The sequence below is a fragment of the Blautia sp. TF10-30 genome (assembly GCF_003481245.1).
Classification (GTDB): domain Bacteria; phylum Bacillota; class Clostridia; order Lachnospirales; family Lachnospiraceae; genus Fusicatenibacter; species Fusicatenibacter saccharivorans.
Window position 1 is genome coordinate 25,234 of record NZ_QUKM01000014.1, and the last position, 16,239, is coordinate 41,472.

The 16,239-nt window shown below is 46.6% G+C and carries 13 protein-coding genes; 2 read left to right on the top strand and 11 right to left on the bottom strand.

The genetic code is table 11. From position 1 onward, the window contains the following. Positions 1 to 32: 32 nt before the first annotated feature. Positions 33 to 2,309, bottom strand: coding sequence for a helix-turn-helix transcriptional regulator (locus tag DXD02_RS12170; protein WP_158581241.1), 2,277 nt, complete (start codon positions 2,307 to 2,309; stop codon positions 33 to 35). 241 nt (positions 2,310 to 2,550) lie between these two features. Between DXD02_RS12170 and DXD02_RS12175 the strand changes: the two genes are divergently transcribed. Further along, entirely contained in the window at positions 2,551 to 4,215 is a 1,665-nt protein-coding gene (locus tag DXD02_RS12175) for an extracellular solute-binding protein (protein ID WP_055267699.1), read from the top strand. 118 nt (positions 4,216 to 4,333) lie between these two features. Here DXD02_RS12175 and DXD02_RS12180 read toward each other — a convergent pair whose 3' ends face one another. From DXD02_RS12180 to DXD02_RS12225, 10 genes are all read right to left on the bottom strand, one after another. Beyond that, on the bottom strand, positions 4,334 to 6,100 hold the full coding sequence (locus DXD02_RS12180; protein WP_117801543.1) for a sulfatase-like hydrolase/transferase: 1,767 nt from the start codon (positions 6,098 to 6,100) through the stop codon (positions 4,334 to 4,336). Positions 6,101 to 6,330: 230 nt separating this feature from the next. Further along, a complete protein-coding gene (locus DXD02_RS12185; protein ID WP_117801544.1) occupies positions 6,331 to 6,954 on the bottom strand; it encodes a V-type ATP synthase subunit D in 624 nt (207 codons plus the stop codon). Between the two features lie 20 nt (positions 6,955 to 6,974). Beyond that, on the bottom strand, positions 6,975 to 8,399 hold the full coding sequence (locus tag DXD02_RS12190) for a V-type ATP synthase subunit B (RefSeq protein WP_022461684.1): 1,425 nt from the start codon (positions 8,397 to 8,399) through the stop codon (positions 6,975 to 6,977). A 14-nt stretch (positions 8,400 to 8,413) separates the two neighbouring features. Beyond that, positions 8,414 to 10,180, bottom strand: coding sequence for a V-type ATP synthase subunit A (locus tag DXD02_RS12195; RefSeq protein ID WP_022461685.1), 1,767 nt, complete (start codon positions 10,178 to 10,180; stop codon positions 8,414 to 8,416). Then, positions 10,173 to 10,760 (bottom strand): V-type ATP synthase subunit E, encoded by a 588-nt coding sequence (locus DXD02_RS12200; protein ID WP_055220230.1) that lies wholly within the window; start codon positions 10,758 to 10,760, stop codon positions 10,173 to 10,175. Before DXD02_RS12200 ends, DXD02_RS12195 begins: the two co-directional genes overlap by 8 nt. A gap of 23 nt (positions 10,761 to 10,783) precedes the next feature. Continuing rightward, the gene (locus DXD02_RS12205; RefSeq protein ID WP_055220228.1) at positions 10,784 to 11,092 is read right to left on the bottom strand and encodes a V-type ATP synthase subunit F; all 309 of its coding nucleotides are present in this window, start codon (positions 11,090 to 11,092) and stop codon (positions 10,784 to 10,786) included. A 50-nt stretch (positions 11,093 to 11,142) separates the two neighbouring features. Beyond that, positions 11,143 to 11,577, bottom strand: a complete 435-nt coding sequence (locus DXD02_RS12210) for an ATP synthase subunit C (protein WP_022461688.1) — start codon at positions 11,575 to 11,577, stop codon at positions 11,143 to 11,145. A gap of 127 nt (positions 11,578 to 11,704) precedes the next feature. Beyond that, positions 11,705 to 13,651: a V-type ATP synthase subunit I gene (locus DXD02_RS12215; RefSeq protein ID WP_308054128.1), complete on the bottom strand. Its 1,947-nt coding sequence runs from the start codon at positions 13,649 to 13,651 to the stop codon at positions 11,705 to 11,707. Between the two features lie 11 nt (positions 13,652 to 13,662). Continuing rightward, complete coding sequence (locus DXD02_RS12220) at positions 13,663 to 14,703, bottom strand: V0D/AC39 family V-type ATPase subunit (protein ID WP_022461690.1); 1,041 nt, start codon at positions 14,701 to 14,703, stop codon at positions 13,663 to 13,665. 4 nt (positions 14,704 to 14,707) lie between these two features. Next, positions 14,708 to 15,019, bottom strand: coding sequence for a hypothetical protein (locus DXD02_RS12225; protein ID WP_022461691.1), 312 nt, complete (start codon positions 15,017 to 15,019; stop codon positions 14,708 to 14,710). 414 nt (positions 15,020 to 15,433) lie between these two features. Here DXD02_RS12225 and trmB point away from each other — a divergent pair, with 414 nt between their 5' ends. Continuing rightward, positions 15,434 to 16,084, top strand: a complete 651-nt coding sequence (gene trmB / locus DXD02_RS12230; RefSeq protein ID WP_117801545.1) for a tRNA (guanosine(46)-N7)-methyltransferase TrmB — start codon at positions 15,434 to 15,436, stop codon at positions 16,082 to 16,084. Positions 16,085 to 16,239 lie beyond the last annotated feature (155 nt).

Sequence of the window (16,239 nt, forward strand, 5' to 3'; positions counted from 1 at the left end):
TGGCCTTTTCTTGTGGTGGTACTCATTTTCTGCTATTTCTGCACCATAGTTTCCCGATATTGGCCCGGAGTCACTCCTTCATACCGTTTAAACGTACGAATCAATGCTCTGGATTCCACATATCCTACCTTTTCCGCAATTTCCTGCACGCTCATTCCCTGCATCAAAAGTTCTTTTGCCTTCGCAATCCGCACGATATGAATGTTGTCTCTCACACCAATTGACGTTACTTTTTTATAGTTTCTGCTCAGATGTGATGTTGACAGATGGAACTTTTCCGCCAGATACTGCACATCCATCTGCGGGTCTGCATAGTTTTTCTCAATGTAACTCTGCACTTCCCATACCCATGGAAAGCCTTCTTTCTCCGTTCCCTTCTGATAGGAAATAATTTTTTCAAACAGAAGATCAATTTTTTCCCTGATCTCCTGCAGTGATCTTACATTAGAAAGTGATTCCAGAATCTCACCGATCTGTCTTGCTTCTTCCGTGCTGTTTTTCTCGAGCTGATCCACATGTGGAATTCCTTCCAACAGATTGCTTACCAAACCATAAATTTTGTATCGCTCCAACTGAAAGTTTTTGATTTCTCCCTGTTCCACCATATTTAACTGTTCTGTCAGCAGTTCATACGCATTCGTGTAGTCTTTGATGGACAGCAGATTTAAAAAGCGTTTCTGAATATCCAGCGAAATAGAATCTTCTTCCAGCGCTTTCCTGGATTTGCTGTCACGATAGTCTAAAATATTCGAAATATCCTTTTCCCAGAAAGTCTTATAGTTTGCCATTTCCTCCGCATTTAAAAACAGCTCTGGAATATCGCTTAGCTCACTGCCCTGGCCTCCGCGGAACACACACAGTTCTGCATGAATAACATCCTTGTGGAAATCAACGATCTGGTTCAGCAGCTGATTGAGTACATCAGCCTCTTCCACCGGCTGACAGATACACAAGATCATTCTGTCATGACGAAATGCAGCCCCTCCGTTCTTACAAAGCAACTCCTCAATAACATTTTGACTTACAAACAACAGCAGATCATAATCTACCGTACCATTCACACAAAATGTAGATTCTTCGATCTCCCTGTATTGGAACATCATAAATTCGAACGGAGCATTTTTTAATGAAATCTCATATTTACTCAGTTTTTCCTGTACTTTTTTCTCATTGATATTACCTCTGCACATGGAAAACAGAAACTCATCTTTTTGCTGCTGCATACTTCCTCTTAACTGTTTCTGTATGTCATGCAGCCTATACTCATAGACAAGCATTGTTTTTTCCAAGGATTTCATCATTTCAGGATAACTGTCTGCTCCATCCATCCGAAACGTATCCAGAATCTCCTGGATTGGTTCTGAAAATGCTTTACTGTAATGCCATGCCAGAAAAACGCCTGCCAACAGGCTCATCAGAACAGCACCCGCAATAATGATAAAATATGTTCTGTTCTGCTGATAAAAAATCGACATTGGAATAGAAAAATAATAGTTCCATACTCCGCTTTGGGAAGATATTCCCATTGTAATATATCGTTTTCCCTGTATTTCCTGCATCACAGGTTCGGAATTGCACACAATCTCTTCATAACTGTTCTGCTGCAGCACATCCTGTCCCTCCGGAACGGTACCAATCATCAGGGAGCGATCTCCGTTTGCCATGCAGCAAATACTCTGCTCAATATAGTCACTCAGGTTTAATATTTTTTCAAACTCTCTGACAGAAACAAACGTAATAACTACACCAGCCCGATGATAGCTTTTATCCAAAATTGGGTTTAAATGGATCAGTACCGCACTTTTTGTGCCCGATTTTAAAATCTGATATGCTCCCTTATTTCTTTCCAGGAAAACCAGATTCTGAAATTCTTCTTCAGAAATTCCTTTCTTTTTCAAAAATGCATCCAAATTTTCGTCCTGGTACCGATAGTTTCCAGTAAACACAGCGTTGCTGTTTTTAAAATACAATACCGTTTCTGCTTCACTTTGCTGCATCGTATTTTCATTGCGCAGAACCTGATTCAATTCTGTATACTTCAGCTGATACTCCGGCTGCTCATCTTCCAGTTCCGCTATTTCCTGAACAATCGGATGATCCGCCAGAAGCTGGCTGATCTTTGAAATATTTTCCAGCCGAATGTCCATCTCATGCTGTACCTGATTTAATAATGCAACCTGCGCATTTTTCGTATTGCTCTTAAAACTCTGATAGGAATAAAAAGAACAGCCAATCAGTACAATCAACAGGATCATCACCAACACCAGATACGTTTTCATCACGGATAAAAATATTTTTTTCTCTTTCATCTTTTGCATCCCCCATGCATTTTCTTCCTTAAATTATAGCACGCACCCCCGGAAAAGTCTCAAAATTGCCCAAGGATCACGCAAAACGGCAATCAAAACACATTCTGGCAATTCTGATTCTGACGGCAAACTGCACCTGACGCAAAAACTGGTTCTTTTCTTTTTTCCCACCTTTCTCTTATAATACAGGTAACGTGCACGAACATTAGAACGAAAATCAAAAGAAAAGGAGATTTCAAGTATGAAAAAAAGAATACGACAGGCTATACGCATGGGCGCCTTATTACAGAGCGTTGTTCTTCTGGCAGGATGCGGTGCTAACGGCAGCACTTCTTCCGGCAGTTCCACCTCTGCTTCTTCTAATACTTCTTCTGCAGCTTCTTCTGTAAGTTCTGACACTTCTGCTGCAGATACTGAAGTTTCTCTTCCATTAGTGGATGAGAAAACAACATTAACTCTCTGGACTCCTATGGATGCCAATGCTGCAAGTATTGTAGATTCTCTCGGTGATACAGAATTTTTTCAAAAGCTGGAAGAAAAAACGAATGTACATATTGAATTTCAGCATCCCGCCATTGGAGACGAAGCATCTGCTTACAATCTTATGATCGCAGGCGGCGAACTGCCGGATATGATCAAAAACAGTGGCCCTTCCTATGTTTATCCTGACGGTCTTGATGCCGCTGTAGACGATGGCTATTATATGGACCTGACAGATCTCATCCAGAAGTATGCTCCTCATTATATGGCTGCTCTCGAAAAGGCCGGAGAAGAAGATGAAAATCTGAAGCGCAGTGCTTATACCAATGACGGACGTATGGTCGGTATCTATCAGATCATGTCAGAACAGCAGGGACCATATGCCGGCATGTATGTCCGCAAAGACTGGCTCGATGACCTCGGTATGGATACTCCGGTCACCTACGATGACTGGGAAACCATGCTTACTGCTTTTAAAGACCAGGAAGGTGCAACTGCTCCGCTGACGCTTTCTTATACTGGATATGATGTATTTGCCAATGCCTTAAATGCCGGTTATGGAGTTTCCAATACTTTCTATCAGGAAAACGGCGTTGTTAAATACGGACCGATTGAAAGCGGCTGGAAAGATTATGTTGAAATGATGCATCGCTGGTACAGTGAGGGATTAATTGATCCTGACTTTATGTCTACAAACGCAGTCCTTCCGGACAATGCAATGGTTACCACAGGAAAAACCGGTGCATTTTGCTCTATTTACACATTAATCGCAGCATACGAAGGTGCAAACTCAGATCCAAATGCCGAGTACGTTCCTGTTCCTGCCCCGAAAGTAAATGCTGAAGATACTGTAAAATTAAATATGTATTATCTGCTCGGTCCGTGCATCACAGTTTCCGCAGATTCTCCAAATGCCGAGCTCTGTGTAAAATGGCTGGATTATCTCTTCAGCGAGGAAGGTGCTCTTTTAGCCAACTATGGTACCGAGGGCGATACTTTTGAATATCAGGAAGACGGAACTCCAGTTTTCACCTCCAAAGTAACTGCCAACGAAGATTATACTTTTGCACAGGCAATGGCTTATTTCACTATGCCACCTTCCCGTGTCTGCCTGCAGGACTGGAAACGTGAGCTTGCCGCCGTTCCGGAAAAAGATCTTGTTTCCTATGATATCTGGGCAGAAGCTGGCACCGAAAACTGTCTGCCTGATGTCAGTGCTATGGGTATTTCTTCAGACGAAAACAAAGAATACAGCAAAATCATGACTGATGTTACGACAATTGTAAACGAAAAAACATCTCAGTTTATCACAGGTGTTATTTCTATGGATGAATATGATGATTTTATCGCTCAGCTGAAGCAGATGAATGTTGATCGTGCAGTAGAAATTGTGCAAACCGTTTATGACCGTTTCCAGGCAAGATAATCGAATCATACATCACTCTTTTGTAGTCTCTCTCTGAATTAACAAAAAACACCGGCCTTCTCCGGAAACAGATTTTTATCTGTCTCCGGGAAGCCGGTGTTTTTATATGTTCTATTTTTTAAGAATACTGCGACTCATCCACATCAAACGGTTCGTCGCAAGGTCCTTCAAGGAGGCGGTAGCTTCCCTTGACGGAGAAGTAGTACCACTTTCCGTCGATCAGCTTCCATCCCTTGACAGCATAGCCGTTTGCATCGATGTAGTATCTCTGCTCGGTGTCATTCGCATAGCGGTGCGGGTTCAGGGATACCCATTCGCCTTTGGCCCAGCGGTCTTCGTCTTCGATGTAGAACTTCCAGCCCTCATCGGTTTTGGTCCAGATGGAGGTTACCTGCTCTTCCATTTTCTCGAAGAATTTGGATTTCTGGGAGAGGTCATCATTGAACTGGTCAAAGGTCAGCTTCTCAGCAAGTGTCTGCTCGCCGGAGAACAGGTTGGTTCCAAGGCCGAGGCGGTCGCCCTCGATGGTGGCGCCGAGGCTGGCAAGCGTGGTCGGGAACATGTCCATGGTGGTGAAACTTCTGTTTTTCTCCTGCTGCGGCTGGATCGGAGAGTTGATGATCACGTTGTATACGGTTCTGGTGTAGTCCGGATCAATGTTCTCACAGAAATCGGAATCCATCGTCAGATGGTCGCCAGAAATTACGATCGTTGTGTTCTCGTAGAAATCCTGCTGCTGAATCCAGGAAACGAACTCGGTGACCTGCTTGCTGGAGCAGTGCAGAACCATTCCGTACTGGTTGTCACCGTCGTTTTCTTCATCGCAGAGCTCACACGGATATCCATCCTCAAAATGGGTGTCTGCGGTCAGCATGGTGAAGTTGAACGGCTCTCCCTCTGCTGCGATTTCGGTCAGGCGGTCTTTGGCAAAGGAAAAGAGTTTTTCATCCTCATAGCCCCACCATTCGTAATATCCTTCCGGGATCAGGCCTTTTTCCATAGCCCAGCTGTAATCGTCTACTTCGTAGTCACCGTGCTCTTTAAAGTACTCTTCCCGGCCGCCGAACTGTCCGATTGAACCGATGAAGAAATACTGCTTGTAGCCTTCATCCGCCAGGACATCACCCAGGGTATTGATTTCCGGGAAGAAGCTGGCCTGATATGCCATCTCATTTCGCTGGATTCCGATGCTGAGAGGCAGACCGGAGGTCTGTGCGAAAATTCCGGCAATGGTCCAGGTTGCGTTTACGGTAGGCTGGCCGCCGCCAAGCAGCTCCGTGTTGGAAAAGCTGATGTTGTCTGCGGCAAGCTGGGTCAGCTCCGGGATATAGTTTTTATCGAATGCTCCGCCGGAGGCTTTGTCTGCGTAGGTGCTCTCCATGGATTCCAGATAGAGATAGATCAGATTTCGTTTCTGTTCCGGGAACGTGATATTCACGCGGTCCGGATCTACGTAGTTGTCTTCTACCACGGTATTGTACGTGCTCTGATTTTTCAGATAATCTTTTACGTCCAGTGCTGCCCACACGTCATTGATGGAATAGACGATGCTGGCGGCTCCTGCCGCGATACAGATCATCCCGAACGCCACATGGGCTTTGCGTTTTTCCCGAAGAAAAATGCTGACCAGAATCAGAAGGATGAGTGCTGCCGCTGCGATCAGCGCACTTGAGCAGACATAACTCATCAGAAGATCATGGCTGGTTCCGGCAATCGGGGCCTTTAACTGGTAAACAAGCTCTTCCATGCTCAGATTCGGCCATGTTTTCCGCATCCAGCGCTCGGACGTAAACAGCAGCACGCCAAGCGTTCCGATCAACACTGCAAACACAGCCAGCAGAATGCGCCCTGCTTTTTTCGTTTTTTTCTGTTTCTTGTGTTTCATCTTCCTGCCTCCAAAAAGCATTACAGCTTACAAAATCTTAACTTTTTTTACAATCGCCTTACGTATTATAGCAAAGACCGTTTTAAAAAGATAGAAAATTTTTATAAAATTTTTGCACAAAAAGTACAGCCAAAAACATATTTTTTGCATGACACATAAAAACCCGCCCGGCACCGCAAATCTCTTCGCGGCCCAAGCGGGTTTTTCATCTCTATTCCGGGAAAGCCTTATCAGCTTGCCTTGTTCTTTCTCTGTTTGATGACCTTCAGTCGTGTGAACTCCTCGCGCTCCTTCTCCTCCAGTGCGTCCGCGATATCCTTGGACAGCTGGGTGTAATGCGGAATCGTGATGTTCTTCAGCGCGTTGGCACGCTTCTGTGTTTTCTTGATTGCCGCAGCAAGGCGGTACGCCGAGTTCTCTATCATGGAAAGGTTTAAGGTCAGGTCTTTTACTTTTTCAAAGGCCTGTCTTGCCTGATCCAGGGACTCCTTCGTGCTGTAGTAAGCATACGTCGGGGCCTGTCCGGACGTATCAGCCTCTACCAGCGGAATTTCCACGCCCATGATACTCCTTGTCTTGATCCGGATGGATTCCTCCACCGGAACGGTATAGGACACGGTCTGTACGTTGGTGATACCGATCTCCATGTTAGCAATCTGCAGCGCCGCATATGCTTCGCGGAACGTCACATCAATCTGACGCTGAATATCCTTCGCCTCATCGATCAGGCCCATGAGCTCGCGGATCAGAATATTCCGCTTCTTGTCCATCAGCTCGTAACCCATGTGGGCAAGTTTCAGAGAGTTCTTTGCAAGAATCAGGTTTCCCTTGGTAGGAAAGGTATTCGGGTCCATTCCGATCTCACTCCTCTCGCTTACTCATTCATGGCATCGGCTTCTGCCTTTGCTTTTGCTACTGCATCAATGGTGGTCGGATGATAATACTGATCCAGAACCTTGGTGTTGACACGGTCGAGCTCTTCTCTCGGAAGCAGTCCAAGAAGCTCCCATGCCTTGTTCAGCGTATCTTCCATGGAACGGTTTTCATCCATTCCCTGGCCGATGAATTCATGCTCGAATTCATTACCGAATACCAGGTACTGTTTATCGATCGGAGAAAGCTCATCCTCACCGATAACGGATGCCAGGGAACGCGCATCTCCTACCTTTGCATAGCAGGAGAACAGCTGGTTCGCTACGTCCTGATGATCGGCTCTTGTGTAGCCCTCACCGATACCGTCCTTCATCAGACGGGAAAGACTCGGCAGCACGCTGATTGGCGGGTAAATAGACTGGCCGTGAAGCTGGCGGTCCAGTACGATCTGACCCTCGGTGATGTAACCGGTCAGGTCAGGGATCGGGTGCGTGATATCATCGTTTGGCATGGTCAGGATCGGAATCTGTGTTACGGATCCCTCTACGCCCTGTACGATTCCGGCGCGCTCATACAGCGTAGCCAGCTCACTGTACAAGTATCCAGGATAACCTTTACGGGAAGGAATCTCTCCACGGGAGGAGGAAACCTCACGCATAGCCTCGCAGAAGGATGTGATATCGGTCAGGATAACCAGGATATGCATGCCTTTCTCGAATGCAAGGTACTCGGCAGCTGTCAGCGCTACCTTCGGAGTGATCAGACGCTCTACAACCGGGTCATTTGCCAGGTTCAGGAACATAACAACGTGGTCAGATACACCGCTTTCCTCGAAGGTCCGGCGGAAGAACTCTGCTACGTCGTATTTAACACCCATAGCGGCAAATACGATTGCGAACTTTTCATCAGAATCTCCCAGGGATGCCTGCTGTACGATCTGTGCTGCCAGCTGGTCGTGCGGAAGTCCGTTTCCGGAGAAAATCGGCAGCTTCTGTCCACGAATCAGGGTGGTCAGACCGTCGATTGCAGAGATACCGGTATGGATATAGTTTCTTGGGTATTTACGGGTAACCGGGTTCAGCGGCAGGCCGTTGACGTTTCTTCTTACCTCTGCGTCAATCGGTCCCATGCGGTCGATCGGTTTTCCGATACCGTCAAAGGTACGTCCCAGGATTTCCTCGGAAAGTCCGATCTCCATCGGATGTCCGGTCAGACGGGTATGGGTATTGGTAAGAGACATGCTTGAAGTTCCCTCAAATACCTGAATAACGGCTTTATCTTCGTATACGGCAACGATACGTCCCAGTTTTTTCTCATTGCCGTCTACGGTAAATTCTACGATTTCCTCGTAGGAAGCATTTTTTACACCTTCCAGAACAACCAGAGGGCCATTGACCTCACTAAGGCCTAAATATTCAATTGCCATGATGAATTCCCTCCTTAACCATTCTTCTCGAGTACCTTATCGTAGAAGGTGTCGATATCTTTTTTGTATGTGTCAAACAGATCCAGACGGTCATTCGGTACATCGTATTTAATAGAAACGACGCGGTCGAAGATCTTGTCCTCTTTCAGTACGGACATTGGCATGCCCATCGTTACGAGCGCTTTGGATTTCTTGTACAGATAAAGAATAACTTCCATCATCTTGTACTGTTTTTCCAGAGATACGCAGGTGTCATCCGGATGGAATGCGTTCTGCTGCAGGAAGCCCAGTCGAATAACTCTGGCGATTTCCAGGGTCAGCTTCTGGTCATCCGGAAGAACATCGCTACCGATCAGTTTTACAATTTCCATCAGGGAGCTCTCAGAGTTCAGGATTCCCATTAACTGGTTTCGCATATCTACGAAGTTTTTGTTTACGTGATCTTTGTACCACGGCGACAGATCCTGCAGGTATTCACTGTAGCTGGTCAGCCAGTGGATCGCCGGGAAATGACGGGCGTAAGCCAGCGATTTGTCCAGTCCCCAGAAGCAGCGGACGAAACGTTTGGTGTTCATGGTAACAGGCTCGGAGAAGTCACCACCCTGCGGAGATACGGCTCCGATGATAGATACGCTTCCCTCTGCGCCGCAAAGGGTCTGCATCATGCCGGCACGCTCATAGAAAGCGGACAGACGGGATGCCAGATATGCCGGGAAACCTTCCTCGGCAGGCATTTCCTCCAGACGGCCGGACAGCTCACGAAGTGCCTCTGCCCAACGGGATGTGGAGTCTGCCATGATTGCTACATCGTAGCCCATATCGCGGTAATACTCAGCCAGTGTCAGTCCGGAATACAGAGATGCCTCACGGGCTGCAACAGGCATGTTGGATGTGTTGGCGATCAGGGTGGTACGGTCCATCAGCGGGTTGCCGCTCTTCGGGTCGATCAGTTCCTGGAACTCCTCCAGAACCTGTGTCATCTCGTTTCCACGCTCTCCACATCCGATATAGATGATGATATCGGCATCAGACCATTTTGCGATCTGGTGCTGGGTCATGGTTTTTCCGGTACCGAATCCGCCAGGGATGGCTGCTGTGCCGCCTTTTGCGATCGGGAACATCGTATCCAGGATACGCTGTCCTGTGATCAGCGGAACGGATGCCGGATATCTTTTCAGGGTTGGACGCGGTACACGGATCGGCCATTTCTGTGCCAGTGTGATCTCTTTTTCGGTGCCGTCTTCCAGTTTCAGTTTTACAATCGGGTCAAGGATGGTATACTTTCCGTCTTTGGCAGCCCAGATAACCGTGCCGTTGACATCCGGCGGAACCATCGATTTGTGAACGATGGAACGGGTTTCCTGTGTTTCTGCAATGATTGCGCCGCCCATCAGCTCTTCGCCTTCCGAAACAGTTACATGGACATCCCATTTTTTCTCTGTATCCAGAGAATCTACGGTAAGGCCGCGGCTGATGTATTTACCGGACTGCTTTGCAATCTCGGACAGCGGACGCTCAATACCGTCAAAAATGTTGTTCAGGATTCCAGGTCCCAATGTAACAGAGAGGGCATCTCCGGATGCGGTAACTGTTTCGCCTGGTTTCAGTCCTGTGGTTTCCTCGAAAACCTGTACTGTAGTGGTATCCTTTGTCAGGGCAATAACCTCGCCGACCAGACGTTCTTTACCAACGTAAACCATCTCGGACATTTTAAATCCGGTGTTTCCTTTCAGATATACGACCGGACCGTTGATTCCATAGATAACTCCGGTTTTATTCATGCTCTACACCTCCGTGAAAGATGAAATTCTCCCGCTCTTCGTTCAGAAGGGTCTCGAAGGAATTATCGATCAGAATATTTTTCTCCGGAATGACCGCGCGCACGCCGCCAAGGAACGGCATGGCCGAAATGGTAAGGGTTACGGAGAGTTTCTGCTCCAGGGAAGCCTTATGAGCTTCGTCTGACGGATCCAGATATAAGGTCAGTTTGTCATTTCCGGCAAACGTAACGGCTTCGCGGATTTTGCGCTCCAGATACTCCTCATAGGATGGATCCTTTTTATAAGCGGTAAGTTTTTCACGAACTTCTTTAAACAGTTTTTCTTTTAATTCCAGATTTTTACGGGACAGCTTCCGTCTGATATGAAGCTGATCCGCAGACAGTGTCTTATTGACATCACGTTTTGCTTTCTCGGTCTCGGCAGCAACTTCTTCTTCTGCCTGACGTCTTGCGGTTGCTTTATGCTCCTCGAAGATCTTATCCAGAGCTTTCTGGTGATCGCCGATCACACGTTCTGCTTCACGGTTTGCACTGTCCAGGGAATGATTATAAAAATTCTGAAGTTTTTCCTCAGTAGTCAATGTGTGTCACCTCCAGGGCATTCTTACAGTTTTAATCCAATAGATTCATTTACAAAGGAAGTGATAAAGTCCGGCGCTCTTCCGGTACCGTGACGGTCCGGAATTTCAATGAGCAGCGGAAGCTTATGGTTGAGGCGGACATCCTCCAGAATGTCCGGGAATTCCTTCCCGAACTTTTCTGTAAGGAGAATAATTCCGATCTCTTTGTCTGCCAGTGTTTTCTGCAGTGTATCATAAAGCTCCTCGCGCTCATGAACGACAACGCCTTCCACTCCGGCCAGGCGCATGCCCGTCTGAGTGTCTACGTTATCACTGATCAAGAACATTTTCATTTATGATTCCTCCAACTTAAGGTGAAGATCAATACCTTCCGGTTTTGGAATCAAAGTTTACCAAGAATCATGAAGGAGATGATCAGACCATACAGAGCGATACCTTCGGCCATAGCTACGAAGATCATGGATTTACCAAAGATGCTGCCGTCTTCGCTGATTGCTCCAAGAGCTGCGCTTGCGGAAGATGCAACGGCGATACCGGAACCAATACCGGAAAGACCTGTAACAAGAGCTGCACCGATGTAACCAAGACCGGTTGCAAGACCAGCGCCTGCTTCTGTTGCAGCAGATGCAGTTGTTGCGCCTGCGAAGGAAACAACGGTTGCGATCAGCAGAAGGCCGAAGAAGCCGCTTACATTGGCTGCCAGAGATTTTTTGTAACGATTTTTGTTGTGCTCACCTTTGAAGTAATAAGTCATAGGAACAACGATGGTTAATACCATTGCGATTGCAGTAAGTACCTGTACAAATGCTGAGTTCATAATAGTTTTCCTCCTGAAGTTAATTCATTAAATTTACTCTTTGCTGCGATCCGGAGCCATTTTCACTTTTTCCCGATACAGCTTCCCGCCATATTCACTTCCATTTCGCATGGCTCTGAATCCTCTTTTATTTCTCGCCTTTTTTCAAAAACGGAACAAACGGTTTTCCGTCTCCTTCATAGAACCGGCTGAACATCTCGTAATACTCCAGACGCAGTACCTGGATCGCTACCAGCAGTGCCTCAAGGCAGGCAACGAAGACATTTCCGAGAACAATAACCGGCCAGCTGATGCTGCCGCCGCCTGTTGCTCCGCCGAGCATCAGGACAACCTCCATCATAGCCGCATGGCTGACTGCATATGCGCCGACACGGACAAAGGAAATTGTGTTGGAGAAGTAGCTCAAAAGCACATCGAAGAGTTCGAAGAATGCCTGTACAAAGAACATTCCCTTTCCGGTCTCCGGAAATGCATTGCCCTTCTTCTCTACCATACGCTCCAGTGGCTCTTTTAAGAAGATCGCAAGAAGCGGAATACCGAACATGACTACCATCACGCCGACAGCCGGAGCTTTATGGCCGCTGAACAGGAGAACGAGTGTAACGGCAAGGGCTCCGTAGAAAATGAAGCCTGCCAGGGAGTTCTGGCTGAACAGAAGCTCGCCGAGCTTATGGTTTCTTGCTGCATTGATCATATGCAGAACCATTCCTGTCAGAATCATGAACATACCAAATGCAACCGCTGCGACAAATACGGTGTTCATCGAACCGATGAACGGAAGCGTTGTCATCGCTTCCTTCGGATGCAGCCAGAGGGCCGGTATGACATTCTCAAATCCGAAGAAGCTGCCGAACAAGAATCCGAAGATCACAGAGAATACCGCGCAGGTACTCATGATCGCTGCAAGATCCATCTTCTTGTAGTGGTACAGCAGTGCGCCGCCAATCAGCAGACACAATCCCTGTCCTACATCGGCAAACATGATTCCGAAAATAAAGGCATAGGTGAGTCCTACGATAATCGTAGGGTCAATTTCATTGTAATTTGGCAGTCCGTACATCTTCACATACATCTCAAACGGACGGAAGATTTTCGGGTTTTTCAGCTTTGTCGGCGGCTGACGCAGAACGTTGTTTGCATCATCCTCGATAAAGCAGAAGAGATTTGTGTCGTTTTCGATGTCCTTCTGGAAGGAAGCGGCATCTTTTTCCGACATCCAGCCGCACAGAATATAGAAAGTTTCCTTCTTGGATTTTGTGCAGGCTGCCAGGCGACGGACATCAAAGTTGCCGGAGAGCTGCTCTAACTGCTCTTTTGCTGCAACCAGATCCTCTGCGGAATCCGAAAGGCATTTTGCCAGTTTCCGTGAGCACTCGCTGAGTGCATCGTCTGTCTTTTTGATTTCTGCCTGAAGTGCTGCGTAAGCATCCTCCGGCGTTCCACTGTACTCGTCCGGAACGTAGATTCTTTCGAAGTGCAGGGATGAGAATACGGCGTCCACTTTCGTGACCTGATCTCTCGGGCAGAAGTAAATGCCCCATACATACTGCTCATCGGAATGGCAGCGGTAGAATACCGTATCGCTGTTCTCATAGCAGTAGCTCTCAAACTTGTTGTAATACTCTTTTGTGATCTTTCCGAATCTGAATTTGATAAAGTGGAAATCCAGAATGGAGGAAAGATTGCAGTGCAGATCCTGGAACGGCTCGATTTTCTGTGCTTTTTCCATCAAGTCTTTCTTTTTTGCTTCCAGTTCTGTACGCTCCTGGTTCAACTGGCCAAGGGTGTGATCCAAACCATGGACACAGTTGATGGCATCTTCCAGGGAAAGTCTTTTCGTGGTGGTACGCTTGTCTTCCGGCAGAAGTGCTGTAAAATCTTCCGCCTGTTTTAAGGTCTCTTTGTATGGGTTGATCTGGATATACGGTGTGATATTCTGCATCGTAGACAGCTCCGTCAGAGCGTTTTCCAGATGTATCTCATATTTTGAGAGATAAGTGTTGACCACACGGTCAATGTCGGCTTTCGGCCCGGTGATGCTCAAAAATTTCATCTTGACAATCAATGAGTACACCTCCCCGTGTATTAAGTTTTTGCGATATGCTGCATTGCCTCGTCAGCGCTGATACGGTAACGTACGCACTCGAGTGCAATAATAAGCCGGTTTACCTCGTGCTCTTTGTGATAGAGGTATGAGTATATGGTGGCAACGGAATAAGGATCCTGTCTGGATTCACTGGAAAGTATGTGCTTCATAATGGCTGCATACATGGATTCCAGCGTATCGACTTTGAAGGAATCATACCGTTTCGCATAATAGGTTTGTTCCAGCAGCTGGGAAAATGCACTCATATTCTCGGCTTCTACCAGTGCCTTTACCACATCCTTTTTCAGCCGGTGATGAACCGGAATCAGCAGGGCGTAGATTTGTGCGCTGGTCATGTGATAATAGCGTTTGGAACGGTAGATCCACTGAAGGTTCAGCATGTCAAACTTGCTTCCCCATGCAGCGGTCAGCTCTTCCAGATCCCGCTTTGTCACTACTTTTGATCTGTCTTTCCACATCTGTGCAAAGTAATACAGATCCAGGGTCATCTCATAGTCGAACAGGGTCGGACGCTCGATATCCGCGAGCTGCGACAACGGGGCATAATATTCTGTCCCTTTCAGGTTCGCAATCAGTTCTTCGATCGTCCTGGAGGACGCCAGAAGATTGATGTCCAGCTGGGAATGCTTGTTAAAGAACTCGTCGAATATGGACAGGTTCAATACCACATCACGGTGATCAAATACCGTGTTCAGGCATTCTTTGATAACGGACACTTCGTATCGTTTAAAGTAGAGCGCAAGGAACTTTCTCTGCTCCACATTTGCAAAACGGTACAGCTTGGAAAAATCCCGGTATACCGTCAGGCGCAGCATTTTCTCGATCTGACCTCGGTGAAGGTCAGCTTCGTTGTAGCCCTCAAACAGATCCTCATAGCCTTTATGCTGCTTGAGGTAAGAAACTGCCTGCGGTACACTCTCCAATTCCACGATTTCCCGAAAATTCTGGTCGTTTAAAAGATGGCTCTGCATGGCTCTTATCTTTGTGGTAAGGCCGCTGTAGGATAATAGACCGCTCATCGTTTCACTTCCTTATAATGTTTTCGTAAATCTGCGTGGACAGTGTTCCGTGATTCTGTTCGTAATAAGCGTCCAGTGAAGATAGAAGTTCGGCGGCAGAGTCCCGCTGCTTTTTCTGATCCGCATCTGTAGTAGAATGAAGTTTTGTTGTGATCTCTTCAATCCGCTTTGCCGTTTCCGCTTCCAGATCTGCATCGAATTTTGCAATCCGCTCTTCCTGCTGCTCATCCTGGAGCTTCTTCTGATTCTCGGCAGCCTGCATAATCTTGGTAGCAGCCGTTTCGATCTCTGCAAGTTTGTTAATTACAGATTCCATAGCATCGCTTTCCCTCCTTATTTATTTAAAAGACAACAAAGACGAGGAAAACTCCCCGCATCTTTGCTGTTAGTATTCTACACCTTTTTTTCCAAAGTTGACATATTGAAATCGTAAAAAAAAGTGGAATTTCGATCGACTTTTTGATTAAAAATAGACAATGGGTCATATTTTTTCTTCCAATCTCAATAGCCAAAAGATGGTCCCTCATATGATTTCGATATGGTTCCAATCCGATTGTCATATTGCTGATAAGAAATGCTATGTGCAGGTTGATATTGTATATAGTATTTTGAAAACTTTGAAAATTTGAAAACGGGATTTTTCTGTTTTGCTTTTTCGGGAGCTATGATATACTGGATATGATTGGCTTTTATTCTAATATTTATCACTTAAGAAAGGAATTTTACGCATATGCGCCTTAGAAATATCAGAGGATCAAAAGATGTGATTGCTTCCTGTCCGTTCGTTGTGCAGGAGCCGGAGAGCTGCCGGGGACGGTGGGCTGAAATTTTTGGAAATGAAAATCCGATTCATATTGAGGTCGGTATGGGAAAGGGCCGCTTTTTGATGGATATGGCGGTTCTGCATCCGGAAATCAACTACGTCGGCATTGAAATGTACGACAGCGTGCTGCTCCGCGCAGTACAGAAACGGGAAAAACTGGAGACGGAAATCAAAAACCTGTTTTTCATCCGCATGGATGCACGCCAGCTTCCGGAAGTGTTTGCTGAGGGCGAGGTAGACCGCATTTACCTCAACTTCTCCGATCCGTGGCCGAAGGACCGCCATGCGAAGCGGAGACTGACGTCACATGAGTTTCTTGCACGGTACGAGAAGATTTTAAAGAAGGACGGAACACTGGAATTCAAAACCGATAATAAAGATCTGTTTGACTTCTCTCTTGAAGAGATGAAAAATGCAGAGGGATGGGAACTCACTGCATTCACATACGATCTGCACCACGATGTGGTTCTCTCAGAAGGAAATGTAATGACGGAATATGAGGAGAAGTTTTCCTCAATTGGAAACCCGATCTGTAAGATGGAGGCACGGTTTCTGTAGCGGAATGCTTTCGCAAATGATTTGATTCCCATCCAAAATACAAACCGGCAGCAGAACGGTCTCTTGAAAAGTAAGACCGCTCCGCTGCCGGTTTTTCTCTGTTTCTATCGCAATGTAAAAAAGTTGATACACAGACTTTTGGTATTTTGCTTGTA

What these genes read in the sequence shown, in the direction of transcription:
- DXD02_RS12220 (WP_022461690.1), bottom strand. Translation starts at nt 14,703, where the DNA reads ATGAGCGGTCTATTATCCTACAGCGGCCTTACCACAAAGATAAGAGCC.
- DXD02_RS12195 (WP_022461685.1), bottom strand. Translation starts at nt 10,180, where the DNA reads ATGAATAAAACCGGAGTTATCTATGGAATCAACGGTCCGGTCGTATAT.
- DXD02_RS12170 (WP_158581241.1), bottom strand. Translation starts at nt 2,309, where the DNA reads ATGAAAGAGAAAAAAATATTTTTATCCGTGATGAAAACGTATCTGGTG.
- DXD02_RS12185 (WP_117801544.1), bottom strand. Translation starts at nt 6,954, where the DNA reads ATGGACCCGAATACCTTTCCTACCAAGGGAAACCTGATTCTTGCAAAG.
- DXD02_RS12205 (WP_055220228.1), bottom strand. Translation starts at nt 11,092, where the DNA reads ATGAAAATGTTCTTGATCAGTGATAACGTAGACACTCAGACGGGCATG.
- trmB (WP_117801545.1), top strand. Translation starts at nt 15,434, where the DNA reads ATGCGCCTTAGAAATATCAGAGGATCAAAAGATGTGATTGCTTCCTGT.
- DXD02_RS12225 (WP_022461691.1), bottom strand. Translation starts at nt 15,019, where the DNA reads ATGGAATCTGTAATTAACAAACTTGCAGAGATCGAAACGGCTGCTACC.
- DXD02_RS12180 (WP_117801543.1), bottom strand. Translation starts at nt 6,100, where the DNA reads ATGAAACACAAGAAACAGAAAAAAACGAAAAAAGCAGGGCGCATTCTG.
- DXD02_RS12210 (WP_022461688.1), bottom strand. Translation starts at nt 11,577, where the DNA reads ATGAACTCAGCATTTGTACAGGTACTTACTGCAATCGCAATGGTATTA.
- DXD02_RS12175 (WP_055267699.1), top strand. Translation starts at nt 2,551, where the DNA reads ATGAAAAAAAGAATACGACAGGCTATACGCATGGGCGCCTTATTACAG.
- DXD02_RS12190 (WP_022461684.1), bottom strand. Translation starts at nt 8,399, where the DNA reads ATGGCAATTGAATATTTAGGCCTTAGTGAGGTCAATGGCCCTCTGGTT.